Below are 15890 nucleotides of genomic sequence, written 5' to 3' on the forward strand. Positions count from 1 at the left end.
GATTTTTCAATTTTTTCAGAATATTTTTTCATTTCGAGAAAACGGCGACTATTAACTGATTTCATTCACTTTTCTCTTTTCCATGGATTTGCGCTCGGCAACTCCTGAAAAACTTTTTCATTGCATCTTGGAAGAAACGGCCGAGAATGCCGACCATGGAAACGAACGAAAAACGTCAGCGCGGGCGCCCGCGCTCCTTCAATGGTCCGGCCGAAGCTGCCTCGGTGCAGTCGCTCGACCGTGCCTTGCGCATTCTGGCCATTGTCGCGGACGGCAGCGGCCTGTCGCTGAGCGAGATATCGGCGCAAAGCGGGCTCGCCGCCTCCACCGCCTATCGCATGCTGACGACGCTCGAAAACCACGGCATGGTCGAGTTCGATACATCAGACCAGCTCTGGTCGATCGGTGTCGAGACCTACCGCATGGGCGCGGCGTTCCTGCGCCGCCGCAAGCTTGTGGATCGTGCCCGCATCGTCATGCAGGAACTGATGGAGAAGACCGGCGAGACCGCCAATCTCGGCGTCGCCGAGGACGACTGCGTGGTCTTCGTCAGCCAGGTCGAAACGCACCAGGCGATCCGCGCCTTCTTCCGGCCGGGCACGCGCAGTCCCTTCCATGCCTCGGGCATCGGCAAGGCGGTGCTGGCGCATCTCGAACCGGAGCGCGTCGGAGCCATCCTGCGCAAGGCGGGCCTGCAGCGCTATACGCACAAGACCCTTTCCGACATCTCCGCCCTCGCCCATGATCTGGCGGCCACCAAGCATCGCGGGTGGTCGGTCGACGACGAGGAGCGCCACCCCGGCATGCGTTGTGTCGCCGCCGCCATCTTCAACGAGTATGGCGAACCGATCGGCGGCGTTTCCGTTTCCGGACCGACGGTACGGGTCACGCCCGACCGACTGGCCGAGATCGGCCCGCTTGTGCGCGAAGCGGCGGCCGAGGTGACCAGGATGATAGGCGGCGTGGCGGTCAGTTGATCACCGAGCGCATGGCAAGTGTTGGGAGCCGCACGTCCGACATGGCGTACGCTGAATAAAATTGGCCGTCTTGCCGTGGCGCCCGAATGCATGCGACAGGGCGCGAATGAGGACAATGGTTCAGCTTCTGCTTGCCGCTTCGCTTTGCGGATGCGTGGCGACGACGCCACGACCCGATACCGGCGGCCAGCGGGTCAATCCCATCCCGATCTCACTCGCGCTGGAAGAGATCATCACGACCGGTATCCGCCAGCGCCTGCTGGATTCGGCCTCCGCCAGATTCGGGACCATGCTCGCCGGCGAGCGAACGCTGGACGGCCGCCAGGAGATCGTGGTCTGTGGTACCGTCAACGCCGAGACCTCGCCTGGCGTCCATGGCGGCGACAAGCCATTCATCGCCAAAGTCTATCCGCAGGCCGCAAGCAGCTTTGAACTGGTCGCGATGGGCGACGATACGGATGCTGCCCGGCTTCAAATTGGCGGCTCCTGCCGCGCGGCCGGTTTGCCGATCCTCGACCCGAAGACGCGCCTCTAGGAAGGCGATCTTCAAACGACGAAGAGGGGCTGCCTCGCAACCCCTCTTTCCTGTCGTTGGTTCCACTTTCCTGTTAAAGCCGGCAGTAGTGGCTGTAGCCATCATGGCCGATATAGGTGTCGGAATCCGGGTCGTAGCTCGCGTAACGCGCGAAGCAGCGGCGGACGTGCCAGGAACCGCCATCTTCGTCGACGTAGACCGTGCGCGGTTGCTGCTGGGCAAGCAGGCTGCCGAGGACGAAACCGCCAACGCCGGCGGCGATGCCGATGCCGAGGTCGTGGTGATGCGAGTGAGCCGCCGATGGCTGGACGGTGCCGACCAAAGCGGTGGCGGCGACGGTGGTGGCGATGAGGCCGGAAACGAATGTACGCTTGAACATGATGATCTCCTTGCTTCGTTGACCGAGGCGATCCATCCGCCTCTTGATCATCTGTCGCCGCGGCATTGAAAAAGGTTCGACGGGGTTCGATTTTTTTCGAGGAAGCTGGGATCCGCTGCCAGGAGGCGCGGCGGCCCCGCCGGCGTTGATCATCCAGATTCCGGCGCTTCAGGCACCTTGCGCCCAATCGCGTCATCGGCGGTGACGGCGACAGATCGATGCAAAAAGGGCGGCCGAAGCCGCCCTTTCCTGGACTGGTTTTTTCAATCACGCCGTCAGGCTGCGCTCAGTAGATGATGATGCGGTGGTGGTGATGACGGTGATGATGATGGCCATAGACCCACCAGTAATCCGGGTAGTCCGGGTAATCCTGGTAGTAGAGGTAGTCGTCGAAATGATGATGGTGGTGATGCATGCCATGAGCCGACGAAGACTGGACGGTGCCGGCGAGCGCGCCGGTTGCAACGACGATGGCGACGAGGCCGGAAACGAAACTGCGCTTAAGCATAGTGATCTCCTGGATCCTTTGATCGAGGCGACCATTCGCCCCTGAACCTCAGTCGGCGCGGGCCGGCAAAAGGTTCGACAGGTCCGGAGATTTTTAGGGGGGTGGATGGTGGGTGAGTAGTGAGTGGTGAGTAGTGAAATGAAACCACGCCGGACGGCTCACTACCGACTACCGACTACCGACTACTCACTCTCTCACCAGCCCATGCCGGTGATGTGTCGCAGCCAGAAGGCAAGCGCGATGAAACCGATGATCGTGGTGACGCCCGTCCAGTCGACATTGGCCTTCTTCACATCGTTGATGATCTTCACCAGCAGCATCCAACTGACGAAGATGATGGGGAGAATGATGACAAATCTGACCATGCGAGCCTCGCCCGAGCGATTGCATCCTCATCCTCATGTAGGAAGCGCGTTTGCGGATTTCAGCACGGGCCATGGCATCATCCACCACGGCTGACGCCCAAAAACAGAGTTTTGTCTTTACTGGCGCAGCAAATATGCTAACCGGAGCGCCGTGCCCTTGTAGCTCAGCTGGTAGAGCAGCGGTTTTGTAAACCGAAGGTCGGCGGTTCGATTCCGTCCGGGGGCACCACCCTTCGCTCTTCGAGCTCCGGGTGGCGGGGGCCACCCAAGCCCTTAGACGCAGGTCCTCCGAAACCCCGGTGTGGAGCGACTACGAGCGCCGCCACTCTCTATGAGGCGCTAGCGATTTGGGCCGACACGTTCGTCCTGGTGAACGTATTCCTCACCCTCACAGACTTGTAGACATAAGCAGCCCAGATGCCGACCCCCACGAAAGACGCCAGAGGTGCCACCAGCGCATCACCTGCGAGCACCTGGTTCACCGGAACCCCCAGAATTGACGAAGTCCAGATCGTATCCAGGACAAAAACGACAGGGATCGCAAGGCACTGAAGCAGAAACAATTGCGGGAACCGGCGGCTTCGCCGCAGCATCGAAACCAGCACAACCAGTTGAAGCGCCAGAAATGCGAGATTAAGGGCAACCTCCCCATACACCGCCAGCGGCCCATTTGGGAGAGTCATGAGTTGCCGGTAGCCGTCGGCCGAATTGGCGAAGTGGGCGAACGTGCGCAGCGGTGACAATGTCTGACCGATCGCCAGCAGCATCAGCCAACCACCGAAGCCCACAAGAGCCTCAGGATTCTGTGACGGCTTCGCGGCTGATCGAACAGCAAAGAAAACAGGCACGCCGATCAGCAGCAGCACGATCGCCCAATGCCAGATGGAAAACGTCCCCATTTACCCCTCTCCTTTTTTATACCCTTTTAAGTTGTATCAGATTTCAAATTCAACTCAAGAGCTGAATTTTTCGTAGACAACGATACCGAAGCGACGATTTCTCCTGCCTGCTCCCTCACACCCCGGTCGCCACCACCAATATCCTGTTCTGTCCCGGAAGCGGCCGGCTGCCATCCGGGGAAACACCCTGAGAAACGGCTAGCGGACTGCCCTTCCCCTGGCACTTTCGGCTCGCGTGAAAAGCGAAGAACGCGGGCGGGAGCCTTCAGCCGTTCTGTCGGCAGGAAGACAAACTCGATGTGCACCAGGCGATCGGCCGCCCCCCCTCAACCCAGAACTCTGCCGGTCAATGCGGCGCAGCGCTCGTTTCCCGGGCAAGGGAAACGAGATCCATTTCAGATCCGAAGCCTTTCCATCGGTGCTTTTGTCGACGCCGCGGCTGCAACGATCGACCTTGTCCTGCCTCACGCCGTCGGATGAGCGGCAAGCGCCGCCGGGCGTCGGCGAGACTTGGTTGGTGCGGATCGATGAGCCTATTTTGGCGGCCTACAGCGCTCTTTGCGGGCAAGGCATTCCGGCGGCATCACCGCAGCGTGAGGCCGTGGGGACCGGTCTGGCGCTCATTTGTTCCGACTGGCGCACCAGTTCGGCGAAGACAAGCGCGAAACTTCCCAACATGACAAAGACGATGATCAGGCGTGCTACCGGCAATATGTCGGCCTCGTCTGGCTGGCGCATGTCCCATGGCATCAGGATCCGCGGGATCACGCGCACAAATCTAACGTGCCGCAGCGTCCTTGCGTCCCGAAGGATAAGGTAGATGCTGCGGGCGCCCCACGCCACCCATGCCGGCTAACATGATCGGTCCGGCTTTACGAGACCTTAAGCTTGGCCTTAACCATCACATTCGGTCGCGCCACGACATCAACCGCGACCGCCTTGTGCAGCGGCACCGCCGCGCGTCGCTTGATGAACCGGCAGAGGCTCTCTTTGCAGACCCGCCCGCCTCATGCTACCCCGGCGCTGGCGCGGCCGGAACCTGCCGGCGCCAATCGGTCGCGATCGGGAAGCCATGAGCACAGCCGCCAACAGCATCGCTTTCGTCTCGTCCGAGACAACAGACGCCAAGGCGGCGCTGGAGAGCCTGTCGGCGCGCTATGGCCAATGTTCGGTCGCCGAGGCGACTGTCGTGGTGGCGCTGGGTGGCGACGGCTTCCTGTTGCAGACCTTGCGCGACACGATGGGTACGGGAAAAAAAGTCTACGGCATGAACCGTGGCACAATCGGCTTCCTGATGAACGAGTACCGGTCCGGAGGACTCACCGAGCGCATCGCGGCCGCGGTCGCCGAAACGATCCGCCCGCTGGAGATGCTGGCAACCACCTCGGATGGCGAACAAGTCACGGCGCTGGCGATCAACGAAGTTGCGCTGTGGCGTCAATCCTATCAGACGGCCAAGATCCGCATCAGCGTCGATGACCAGATACGGCTCGAGGAACTAAACTGCGACGGCGTCATGATCGCGACGCCGGCCGGATCGACCGCATATAATCTTTCCGCGCACGGCCCTATCCTTCCGCTCGACGCGCCACTTCTGGCTCTCACGCCGGTCAGCCCGTTTCGTCCGCGACGCTGGCGCGGCGCATTGCTTTCCAACAAGGCGACCGTGCGCTTCGACATTCTGGAGTCGGAAAAGCGGCCGGTGAACGCAGCCGCCGACCACACGGAGGTCAAGGCGGTGACCTCGGTCACGGTACGGGAATCGCCGACTGCCACCGCGACTTTGCTATTCGATCCCAACCACTCCTGGAACGAACGCATCCTGGCCGAACAGTTCCGTTACTGAGCCGGCACAGAGACAAGCGGCCGGATTAAGCATCGCGATTAAGGTTACAACTTCACAATCGCGCCAATCCTGCCCGTTTCTGTTGACAAATCGTGGGCTTGCGCCTAATCGCAATACCAATCTTGCAGGCGCGTGGCGCTTGCCGCGACGAATGACGTTGCGCTTCCCCGAACCAGCCAAAGACAGCAACACTTGTCCTCAGACACGACGATCGCTCAAGAAGCGTTGACCTTTTCAGACCTCGGCCTATCGCCGAAGGTGCTTTCCGCAGTCACCGATGCCGGCTACACCCAGCCGACCCCGATCCAGGCTGGCGCGATCCCGCACGCATTGCTCGGCAAGGACGTGCTGGGCATTGCCCAGACCGGCACCGGCAAGACCGCCTCCTTCGTGCTGCCGATGCTGACGCGGCTCGAAAAGGGCCGCGCCCGCGCCCGCATGCCGCGCACGCTGATCCTGGAGCCGACGCGTGAGCTTGCCGCGCAGGTCGAAGAGAACTTCGTCAAATACGGCAAGAACCACAAGCTCAACATCGCGCTGCTGATCGGCGGCGTGTCGTTCGACGAGCAGGACAAGAAGCTGGAGCGCGGCGCCGACGTGCTGATCGCTACGCCAGGCCGTCTGCTCGACCACCGCGAGCGCGGCAAGCTGCTGCTCAACGGAGTCGAGATCCTGGTCATAGACGAGGCCGACCGCATGCTCGACATGGGTTTCATTCCCGACATCGAGCGTATCTGCGAGATGATCCCGTTCACCCGGCAGACGCTGTTCTTCTCGGCGACCATGCCGCCAGAGATCACCAAGCTGACGGAAAAATTCCTGCATGCGCCGGTGCGCGTCGAGGTCTCCAAGGCCGCGTCGGCGGCCACCAACATCACCCAGCGGCTGGTCAAATCGGGCTCGAAGCCTTGGGACAAGCGCGAAACACTGCGCAACCTGATCAAGGCCGAGGACGCGGAGCTGAAGAACGCGATCATCTTCTGCAATCGCAAGATCGAGGTTTCGGAGCTGTTCCGCTCGCTGCTGAAATATGATTTCGACGCCGGTGCGCTGCATGGCGACATGGACCAGCGCGCGCGCATGCAGATGCTGGCCAATTTCCGCGACGGCAAGCTGCGCTATCTCGTCGCCTCGGATGTCGCCGCGCGCGGCCTCGACATTCCCGATGTCAGCCATGTCTTCAACTATGACGTGCCGATCCATGCCGAGGACTATGTCCACCGCATCGGCCGCACAGGCCGCGCCGGGCGCTCGGGCAAGTCCTTCACCATCGCGACCAAGTCCGATACCAAATATATCGACGCCATCGAACGGCTGATCGGCACCAAGATCGAATGGCATGACGGCGACCTGTCGACGGTGGTCGCCAGCGAAGGCGAGGATGATGCTCCGCGCCGCGGCAAAGGCGCGCCGCGCCGCGCCGGCCGCAAGGACGAGGACCGCAGCGACAGGAGCGGACGCAAGAAGGGCGGCGAGCGTCGCGGCAGACACAGCGAGGAAGATGCCGCGACCGCGATTGCTCAACCGCAGCCCGATGTGGCCGAGACGGCCGATATTGTCGAACGGCGCGCGCGCAAGGATGCAATCCGTTCGGAAAACACCGAACGCAAATCATCCGACCGCAATGAGCCGCGCGCACCTGAGCGTGGTGACACCAGGCCGCAGCGCAGCAACAACCGCCCTGCCCGCCACCATCAGGAAGACAACGACACCACAGTCGGCTTCGGCGACGACATGCCGGCCTTCATGCGCATCGTCGCCAAGGTCTGATTCCAGCCAGCAAGCCGGCTGCCCGGCTTGCCTCCTTTTTTGCCCTGCCGCCAAGAGCAATTCAAGGAAAAGCCGCCTAGCGCTTTTCCGTCCGGAATTGCGTGGAAACGAAGCATTGGGGCGGTTCAGCAATTCTATTGGACGCTGGTCCGCTCCAGGTTACATCGGCCCGGGCATCATCTTGGTCGGTTTCTCCAGCATCGGAAACTCGGCCTTGTCGCATTTCACCTTCGGATTCGTCGGACTGAACATGCCGTTCGGATTGTCATCGAGCCAGGCGTGAAGATCGTAGTGGACGAACTCCTTCGGGATCAGCGGATAGTGCCCCTCCATCGGGCCCATGAAGGTTTGACCAAACAGCTTTGGTGGCTCCTTGACGTCCGGGGTCAGCGGCACCAGCCACTCCACCCCAACCAAATGCAGGCCTTTTTTCGTTGGTTCGTAGATCAATACATTGGGATGCATCGGATCTAGTTTCTGGCCGACACTTGGAACGTTGACGAAATGGATGCCCATGGCGCCCTTCGGATAATCCATGGAGCCGGGTATCTTTTCTCCGCTGTAATAGACGCAGCCGACTGTCGACAGGTAGAGATCGCGGACGGCGGCGGTGTAGTCCTGATATTTGGCGAGCGATTTCTTCAACGCATCGATGTCGGCCTTGTTGGCGTCCTCGGCATGAGCCGTGGCGAGGCCTAACCATGCACTTACAATGCTTGTCAAAGCGAGGACGCCGCAGCGCCCAAGACTGGCTGTTCTTGTCATGCATTCCTCCCAGATTTCATGATCTGGCCGTGCAAGACCGAGGCGGCAAAGATGTTGATTGCGCGGCCGATTAAACCGCCCCATCCCCTCTGGAACAGCGTCGATGCTAATCCTTTCCACGGCTGCGGAAAAGCACTTATTAGATATTGCTAATTTTATTTGACTGCCGTCATGAAATCGGGCGCCAAAATACGCCTGGATAAAAAACGGCCCCCATGGGGGCCGTTTTTCGCATGAGACGCGATTCTGCTCAGGTGAGCGGCGACAGCTGGATCTCGACGCGTCGGTTCTGGGCCCGGCCCTCGGCTGTGGCATTGGAGGCGACGGGCCGCGTCTTGCCAAATCCGGTGACGGCGAAGCGGCGCTGATCGACGCCCTGGCCGGACAGATAATTCGCGACCGCCAGCGCACGGCGCTGCGACAGATCGAAATTGTGCTGGTCGCTACCGGTCGAATCGGTATGGCCGAAAACGTCGACCGTGGTCTGCTTGAACTTCTTCAGCACCAGCGCCACCGAATTCAGCACCTGGTAGAAGCCGGGCTTCACCGCGTCCTGGTCGGTGTTGAAGGTGATGTCGGACGGCATGTTGAGGATGATCTGGTCGCCGCTACGGGTGACGCTGACGCCGGTGCCCTCGAGCTGCCGGCGCAATTCAGCCTCGTTCTGGTCCATGGTGGCGCCGATGGCGCCGCCTGCCAGCGCGCCGATGCCGGCGCCGATCAACGCATTGCGGCGGTCATTGCCGCCGGCAAGCAGACCAAGGCTGGCGCCTGCCAGGGCGCCAAGACCTGCCCCCGCGGCCGTGTTGGAAATCTTCTGGTCGCCCGTATACGGATCGGTGGTGGTGCACGCGGTCACGAGCAGAGCCGTCGCCATAACGACGAGCACGGTCTTCTTCATAGGATGGTCCCTCTCCAAGTCACGCCTTACGATGGCGCCAAATCAGCCCTTGTCGCGACTTGTACCATGAAATGCGGCGAAAAACGGAACGGGAAAAGTGGCCGTCGCGGCTTTTCCCCCGGGTCCGTTGCGCATCGAAGCACCTTGGCGGGCTACCAGAGATTCTTGCCGTCAATGACCACCACTTCGACCTTGTCGAGGTCGAAGTCATCGAACAGCCGCGAGTTGACACTGATCTTCGGATTGTCGAAATCCGGCTCGCCGGTCGACCAGTCCGGCGTTTCGGTGAAGGTGCCGCAGCCGCAGGTTGCGCAAAAACCATGCTTTACGGTCTTCGAGCCCCATTGGTAGAAGGAAACGTTCTTCAGCGGCGTGATGAGCTTGAACTGGGACGGGGTGTAGTAGGCCCAGAGCGAGCCGCGTTTCGAGCAGAACGAACAGGTGCATTGTGTCACCGTCCGCGGCGCCTCCGACACCTCGAATATCGTCGCCTTGCAGTGGCAGCTTCCCTTGATGGCCATGAACATCACCTCTCCATTGTCCGTCGCCCAAGCGGCAAGGCACCATAAAGAAGCGATCCTGACAACCGTCCGTCAGCAGACGCATCTGCCGAAGGGCGTCAGCCGCCGGCGCAGCATCAAAAAGAGCGCGGCGGCACGAACAGGCATATCGTCTTGCCGGCATCGAGACCGGCCTGATGAGCGCACCAGTGAAACTCGCCGTCAGGGCTGTCCTTGATGCGCTTGTCCGTCATGGGAACCACCTCGCCGGTGCCGGCGATCACGTAGCCCTCGGGTTTCTCCAGCACCTCACCGGTATGCGTGGCACGACAGTCATAGTTGGCGCAGCAGGCGAATGGATAGCTCCAACCCTGCGGCTTTGCCGCCGTGGGCTTGGCGTCATGAGCAAAGGCAGCTGGCGCGAACATCGCGATCACGCCGACGGCGAACAGGGAAAACATGAGTCGGCCGACCGGTTGAACGGCTCGGGCCGATCTGAGCGTGGCAGCGGACATAAGACGTTCCTTTCGAGCGTCAAGCATTGCGCCTGCCCGTTCCCGGAACGTGTCTTCCCAGTGGCCGGATCGTCAGTCGCAGATATGCCGCGTCCGGCCATAAATGCTTTTTGTCCCCCAGCGTTTGGATGCTGGGCTGATTCCTTGGTCGGCGCAAGAAGCCGCAGCGCCCGGATATAGGCGCACGCGCATGACACACTGCTACCGCTGACGAGATTCAGGCCAGGTTTGTTCCCGGCAGGCGGGGCATGCAAACAACGGGATTGATCCGGAGTGGTTCCAGCCGGCCGATCGTCCGATGCGCGCCATCACATGCTCTTGATCGCTGGTGACATTGCCGCAGATCGTCCGCGATGGAGAACCCGTCGCCCTGCAGTCCACCAAGATGTGGGTGGTCGGATGAACGGCAAACATGCGACGCGCCCGTTTTGGGGACAGGAAAAGACCCTCGTCCCGCACAACAGCAATACGCCGAATCAGAAACCTTGCGATGGCCGGCGCGCTTGTTGCTGGCACCGGCGGAAAGCGTGTGGTCAACCGCTCACCGCACGGCGATACGTCCGCTTTTGCGACGAGCTCGCGGCCATCGCCCGCATGAGCAGCCTAATCCAGGTCGGCTACCACTTCGCCCGCGCCGCCCTCGATGCGTTGCGACAGCGAGGCTTCCATGAAGTCGTCGAGGTCGCCATCGAGCACGCTAGACGGGTTGGTGCTTTCGACGCCGGTGCGCAGATCCTTCACCAACTGATAGGGCTGCAGCACGTAGGAACGGATCTGGTGGCCCCAGCCGATATCGCTCTTCGACGCCTCGGTCGCGTTGGCGACCGCTTCGCGCTTCTTAAGCTCTTCCTCGTAGAGTCGCGAGCGCAGCATTTCCCAAGCCTTGGCCTTGTTCTTGTGCTGCGAGCGTTCGGCTTGGCAAGCGACCGCGATGCCGGTGGCGATATGGGTGATGCGCACGGCCGAATCAGTGGTGTTGACGTGCTGGCCGCCCGAGCCGGACGAACGATAGGTATCGATGCGCACGTCGGATTCGGAGACGTCGATCTCTATCCTGTCGTCGACGACGGGATAGACCCAGACGCTGGAGAAGGACGTATGACGGCGCGCATTGCTGTCATAGGGTGAGATGCGCACCAGGCGGTGGACGCCGGATTCGGTCTTCATCCAGCCATAGGCATTGTGACCCTTGATCAGCAAGGTGGCGGACTTGATGCCGGCCTCTTCGCCGTCATGCACTTCCAGCACCTCGACCTTGAAGCGGCGGCGCTCGGCCCAGCGCGTGTACATGCGCAACAGCATCGAGGCCCAGTCCTGGCTTTCGGTACCGCCGGCGCCGGCATGGATTTCGAGATAGGTGTCGTTGGCGTCGGCCTCGCCCGAGAGCAACGTCTCGACCTGGCGGGCCTTTGCCTCCCCCTGCATCGAGCGGATCGCGGCCTCGGCCTCGGCGATGACGCCTTCGTCGCCCTCTTCCTCGCCAAGCTCGATCAGGCCGATATTGTCTTCCAGCGCCTGGGTCAGGCCCTTGACCGCCGCGATGCCTTCCTCGAGGCCCTGGCGTTCGCGCATCAGCTTCTGCGCTTCCAGCGGTTCGTTCCAGAGGCTTGCGTCCTCGGCCCGCACGTTCAGGTATTCAAGCCGCTTTATGGCCTGATCCCAGTCAAAGATGCCTCCTCAGCAGGGTAATCGCCTGCCTGATCTCATCGACAATATTCTGCGTTTCCGCGCGCATGGCCTGATATTTTGTCCTGTTGCTGAATGACGCTTCGGTCGGCGCGATACATAAGGGACGGTGCCGCCATGTGTAAAGCGAAATGGGCCAGCCTGAGGCTGGCCCATTCGGACGTTTGAATTCGTCAGTAAAGGCCGCCGCCGCCGTCCTGGATGGCCTGGTTGGCCTGCGGCGACAGTGCGCCGCCGGAAGCGTTGGAGCCATCGGCGCCCATGCCGATCACCCAGTAGCTGTCGGCGGGGCCGGTGCCCGGCTTGAAGGCCTCGATGATGGTGCCGGGATCGCCCGAGGAGGCGCGCATGCCGGTCTTGCGGTTGATGGCGATCAGATTCATGCCGTCAGGCACCTTGAAGTCGACATTGGGCGTGCCGTCCAGCGCCACGCGCATGAAATCCTTGAAGATCGGGGCGGCAAGGCCGCCCCCGGTGGCGCCATGGCCAAGGCCGCGCGGCGTGTCATAGCCCATGTAGAGACCAACCACGAGGTTCGGCGTATAGCCGATGAACCAGGCGTCCTTCTCGTCATTGGTGGTGCCGGTCTTGCCGGCGATGTGGCGGCCAAGCTCGCCGATGGTGGCGCCGGTGCCGCGCTGGACGACACCTTCCATCATCGAGGTGATCTGGTAGGCGGTCATCGGATCGAGCACCTGCTCGGAATTGTCGACCAGTTCCGGCTCCGGCTGGTTTTTCCATTCGGGCGCGTTGCAGCCTTCGCAGCCACGCTCATCCTGCTTGAACACCGTCTTGCCGTAGCGGTCCTGGATGCGGTCGATCAGCGTCGGTTTGATCGACTTGCCGCCATTGGCCATGATCGAATAGGCCGAAACCATGCGCATGACGGTCGTCTCGCCCGAACCCAGCGCCATCGGCAGGTATGGCGCCAAATGATCATAGACGCCGAAGCGCTCGGCATATTCGACGACCAGCTTCATGCCCATGTCATTGGCAAGCCGCACCGTCATAAGGTTGCGCGACTTCTCGATGCCGGAACGCAGTGTTGCCGGGCCCGCGACCGTGCCGTCATAGTTCTTCGGCGTCCAGGTTGTGTTGCCGCTCTGGATGGTGATCGGTCCGTCCATGATTACCGAGGCCGGGGTATAACCATTGTCGAGCGCGGCCGAATAGACGATCGGCTTGAACGACGACCCTGGCTGGCGCATCGCCTGGGTGGCGCGGTTGAATTCCGACTGCGAATAAGAGAAACCGCCGACCATGGCCAGCACGCGGCCGGTGTGCGGATCCATCGCGATCAGGCCGCCTGCCACCTCGGGAACCTGGCGCAAGCTGTAGGCATTGTCGGAACCGTCGTTCTTCTGGACGAAGATGACGTCGCCCGGCTTCAGCACGTCGGCCGGCGACCTGGCCTTGACCGTCTTGCCGTCGACCACATGGCGCATGGCAAAGCCCATGTCTTCCTTGCTGACGGTGCCTTCGATGCGTTCCTTCACGATATCGCCCGACGCCTGGCGTGCGGGCTGAAGGCCGATCGACAGCCCGGACGCCGAACTGTCGAGCACGACGGCCAGCGACCACTCGGGAACGTCTTCCAGTCCCTTGACGGCACCCAATGGCACACCCCAGTCGCCGGAGACGTCGATCGTCTTCACCGGCCCGCGATAGCCGCGCAAAGTGTCGTATTTCATCAATCCATTCTGCATCGCCTTGCGGGCAATGAGCTGGACCTTCGGGTCAAGGGTGGTGCGAATCGACAGCCCGCCCTCATAGAGGGCGTTCTCGCCGTAGCGGGCGATGATCTGCCGACGAACCTCTTCCGTGAAATACTCGCCGGCGAAAAGGTAGGAGCCGGTGCGGCGCGGAGCAACGCCAAGCGGCTCGGCCTTCGCTTTCGCGCCCTCTTCGGGGGTCACATAACCGTTTTCGACCATCTGGCCGATCACCCAGTTTCGCCGTTCAATTGCCCGGTCGGCGTGCTTGAAGGGATTGTAGTTGGCCGGACCTTTCGGGAGCGATGCCAGATAAGCGGCCTCGGCCACGGTCAGTTCGTTCACCGATTTATCGAAGTAGGTCAGTGCGGCACCCGCAACGCCATAAGCATTGAAGCCGAAGAAAATCTCATTGAGATAGAGCTCGAGGATACGATCCTTGGAATAGGCCTGCTCGATGCGGAACGAAAGGATGGCTTCCTTGACCTTGCGTTCCAGGGAGCGTTCGTTGGTCAGCAGGAAGTTCTTGGCAACCTGTTGGGTGATCGTCGAGCCGCCCTGCATGGGGCCACCCGAAACGTAAGTCATCACCGCTCTGGCCAACCCCGTTATGTCGACACCAGGGTGGCTGTAGAAGTTCTTGTCCTCCGCAGACAGGAAGGCAGCCTTGACGCGATCCGGGATGGCCTGGATCGGCAAATAAAGGCGCCGTTCCCGTGCATACTCCGCCATCAGCGCGCCATCCGAGGCATGGATACGGGTGGTCACCGGAGGCTCGTACTTGGCCAGCACTTCGTAGTCAGGCAGATCCTTTGCCACATGGCCGATGTAAAGGGCAACGCCCGCCGCGGCCAGGAGGGCCAGCGTCGTGCCGATGCCGAAGAAATAGCCAATGAGACGAATCATACCCGCTCCAGTCCTTGGTTCGGGAATTTCCTAAACGAAGCCGCCTTCCACGCAAGCTTTCGAGCCGGTCCCAACCCGTAATCGAAAACCCATGTCGCCACCATGTGGACAAAATACGGCAGGGCCGCGTTTCGCGGCCGCAAGCCGGAAATAAAAGCAGCGGGTGTTGTCATCCCGCAACGCCGCCTCTGGTTGCAGCGCTGCCGGGCATTGTCAACCTCCGGTTCCAGCCCCGGCACGGGCGGAAGCGAACAACGCGACGGCGTTGGTGATGCTTTGCGCTGCCTTGCCGCGCCACTCGGTGTCGAGCAGTTGCGCCTCGTCCTTGGCGTTGGAGAGATAGCCGAGCTCGACCAGCACGGACGGCACGTCCGGGGCCTTCAGCACCTTGAATCCGGCCGAACGCTGCGGATTGTTGATAAGGCCGACGCTGGTCGAGAGCTGACCGACCAAGGTGTGGGCAAAACTCATCGAGAAATTGTGCGTCTCGCGGCGGATCAGGTCGATCAGGATGTCGGTCACTTCCTTGTTGTCGTCCTTGATGACCATGCCGGCGAACTGGTCCGACAGGTTTTCACGGTCGGCAAGCGCCTGTGCTTGCGGGTCGGAAGCCTTGTCGGAGACCGTATAGACAGTGGCGCCGCGGATGCCCTTGACACTGATCGTGTCGGCATGGATCGAAATAAGCAGATCGGCCTCATGCTGGCGGGCAATGCGGACGCGGTCGTCCAGGCGCAGATATTCATCGGTATCACGGGTCATGAAGACATCGTATTTGCCGACGGCCGCGAGCTTGTCGCGCAGCTCGGTGGCAAAGGCCAGCGTGACGTTCTTCTCGATGGTGCCGTTCAGGCCTTCGGCGCCGCCGTCCACGCCGCCATGGCCGGGGTCGATGACGACGGTGAACCTGTGGCCGGGATTGGAGACAGGTCCCGTGCCGACCCGGCCGCCTTTATCGGTCGAAACCGTGGAACCGGTGGTCAGCGCCTGATTGGCAAGGGCGGCGTCAAACTCACGTTCGGAGGCCGCCGACATGTCGATGGCAATGCGGTAGCCGGTACCGTCCTCGTTCTTGAGCACATCGAGCTTGTCGACGGCGAACGGTCCCTTGCCTGTCAGGATCAGTCGCGAAACGCCCTCGCCGAGTTCGCCGAGCCGCACGCCCTTGACCAGGCCACGCGGCTTTAAATCCTTGGCATCGATGGCAAATCGGGTGTTCGCAAGATCGATGACAAGGCGGTTGGGTCCACGCAGCAGGAACCATTTGATGTCAGGCTCGCGATCGAAATCCATGACGATGCGCATCTTGGTGGCATCGCCGGCCATTTTGTAGCCCTTCGCCACAAGCGGCGCGTCGGCGGCACTGGCAATCGTGGAAAAGGCGGACGAAAACACCACCAGCAACACGAGACAGAAGGCACGGAGAATCTGGCCGCCAACACGACATCCCTTGTCTGTGAAGTCCGCCAGTCCCATCTCTCTTCTAGTCGCTCCCGCTTTGGCGCCAGGCGCCGGCTCGTTTAGTCGAAGTGCCGGTTAGGCCGCGAACTCGATTAACGATTGGTATCCAGAGAAGGTTAACCAAGCCTTTTCACGCAAGGAACGGAACCAGGCTTACGCTACGGA

General features: G+C 61.3%; 16 protein-coding genes and 1 tRNA gene. 5 read left to right on the forward strand and 12 right to left on the reverse strand.

All coding sequences use genetic code 11. The features are described 5' to 3' along the window. Positions 1-155: 155 nt before the first annotated feature. Both bhcR and O7A60_RS16655 read left to right on the forward strand, forming a co-directional pair. On the forward strand, positions 156-977 hold the full coding sequence (bhcR, locus tag O7A60_RS16650; RefSeq protein WP_337107186.1) for an HTH-type transcriptional regulator BhcR: 822 nt from the start codon (positions 156-158) through the stop codon (positions 975-977). Positions 978-1092: 115 nt separating this feature from the next. Continuing rightward, entirely contained in the window at positions 1093-1512 is a 420-nt protein-coding gene (locus tag O7A60_RS16655; RefSeq protein ID WP_337107187.1) for a hypothetical protein, read from the forward strand. 73 nt (positions 1513-1585) lie between these two features. Here O7A60_RS16655 and O7A60_RS16660 read toward each other — a convergent pair whose 3' ends face one another. From O7A60_RS16660 to O7A60_RS16670, 3 genes are all read right to left on the reverse strand, one after another. Then, entirely contained in the window at positions 1586-1891 is a 306-nt protein-coding gene (locus O7A60_RS16660; protein WP_337107188.1) for a BA14K family protein, read from the reverse strand. A gap of 286 nt (positions 1892-2177) precedes the next feature. Then, positions 2178-2399, reverse strand: a complete 222-nt coding sequence (locus O7A60_RS16665) for a hypothetical protein (protein WP_337107189.1) — start codon at positions 2397-2399, stop codon at positions 2178-2180. 194 nt (positions 2400-2593) lie between these two features. Continuing rightward, positions 2594-2764 (reverse strand): hypothetical protein, encoded by a 171-nt coding sequence (locus O7A60_RS16670; protein WP_337107190.1) that lies wholly within the window; start codon positions 2762-2764, stop codon positions 2594-2596. 153 nt (positions 2765-2917) lie between these two features. Here O7A60_RS16670 and O7A60_RS16675 point away from each other — a divergent pair. Beyond that, positions 2918-2993 (forward strand) — tRNA-Thr (locus O7A60_RS16675). Between the two features lie 100 nt (positions 2994-3093). Here O7A60_RS16675 and O7A60_RS16680 read toward each other — a convergent pair. Together O7A60_RS16680 and O7A60_RS16685 are read right to left on the reverse strand one after the other, a co-directional pair. After that, positions 3094-3663 (reverse strand): DUF2569 family protein, encoded by a 570-nt coding sequence (locus tag O7A60_RS16680; protein ID WP_337107191.1) that lies wholly within the window; start codon positions 3661-3663, stop codon positions 3094-3096. A 546-nt stretch (positions 3664-4209) separates the two neighbouring features. Then, positions 4210-4431, reverse strand: a complete 222-nt coding sequence (locus tag O7A60_RS16685) for a hypothetical protein (RefSeq protein ID WP_337107192.1) — start codon at positions 4429-4431, stop codon at positions 4210-4212. A gap of 304 nt (positions 4432-4735) precedes the next feature. On the opposite strand from O7A60_RS16685, the gene O7A60_RS16690 reads away from it, so the two are divergent. Beyond that, positions 4736-5509, forward strand: coding sequence for an NAD kinase (locus O7A60_RS16690; RefSeq protein WP_027146866.1), 774 nt, complete (start codon positions 4736-4738; stop codon positions 5507-5509). Between the two features lie 192 nt (positions 5510-5701). Next, positions 5702-7279: a DEAD/DEAH box helicase gene (locus tag O7A60_RS16695; protein ID WP_337107193.1), complete on the forward strand. Its 1578-nt coding sequence runs from the start codon at positions 5702-5704 to the stop codon at positions 7277-7279. Positions 7280-7438: 159 nt separating this feature from the next. Here O7A60_RS16695 and O7A60_RS16700 read toward each other — a convergent pair whose 3' ends face one another. The 7 genes from O7A60_RS16700 to O7A60_RS16730 form a co-directional block, all read right to left on the reverse strand. Next, positions 7439-8044 carry a hypothetical protein gene (locus O7A60_RS16700; RefSeq protein ID WP_337107194.1) on the reverse strand — a complete coding sequence of 202 codons (606 nt, stop codon included), beginning with the start codon at positions 8042-8044 and terminating at the stop codon, positions 7439-7441. Between the two features lie 250 nt (positions 8045-8294). Beyond that, a complete protein-coding gene (locus tag O7A60_RS16705) occupies positions 8295-8945 on the reverse strand; it encodes a YiaD family glycine zipper/OmpA-like lipoprotein (protein WP_337107195.1) in 651 nt (216 codons plus the stop codon). A 152-nt stretch (positions 8946-9097) separates the two neighbouring features. Further along, positions 9098-9466, reverse strand: a complete 369-nt coding sequence (locus O7A60_RS16710) for a GFA family protein (protein ID WP_027146857.1) — start codon at positions 9464-9466, stop codon at positions 9098-9100. Between the two features lie 116 nt (positions 9467-9582). Further along, positions 9583-9960 carry a hypothetical protein gene (locus O7A60_RS16715; RefSeq protein WP_337107196.1) on the reverse strand — a complete coding sequence of 126 codons (378 nt, stop codon included), beginning with the start codon at positions 9958-9960 and terminating at the stop codon, positions 9583-9585. A 603-nt stretch (positions 9961-10563) separates the two neighbouring features. Next, a protein-coding gene (gene prfB / locus O7A60_RS16720; RefSeq protein ID WP_140508819.1) for a peptide chain release factor 2 occupies positions 10564-11695 on the reverse strand; the annotation gives its coding sequence in 2 pieces (ribosomal slippage) (positions 10564-11628 and positions 11630-11695; 1131 coding nt in all). A gap of 124 nt (positions 11696-11819) precedes the next feature. After that, entirely contained in the window at positions 11820-14264 is a 2445-nt protein-coding gene (locus tag O7A60_RS16725; protein ID WP_337107197.1) for a penicillin-binding protein 1A, read from the reverse strand. Between the two features lie 213 nt (positions 14265-14477). After that, positions 14478-15740: an N-acetylmuramoyl-L-alanine amidase gene (locus O7A60_RS16730; protein WP_337107198.1), complete on the reverse strand. Its 1263-nt coding sequence runs from the start codon at positions 15738-15740 to the stop codon at positions 14478-14480. Positions 15741-15890 lie beyond the last annotated feature (150 nt).

The organism is Mesorhizobium salmacidum (SeqCode), assembly GCF_037179605.1.
In the GTDB taxonomy this organism is placed as follows: domain Bacteria; phylum Pseudomonadota; class Alphaproteobacteria; order Rhizobiales; family Rhizobiaceae; genus Mesorhizobium; species Mesorhizobium salmacidum.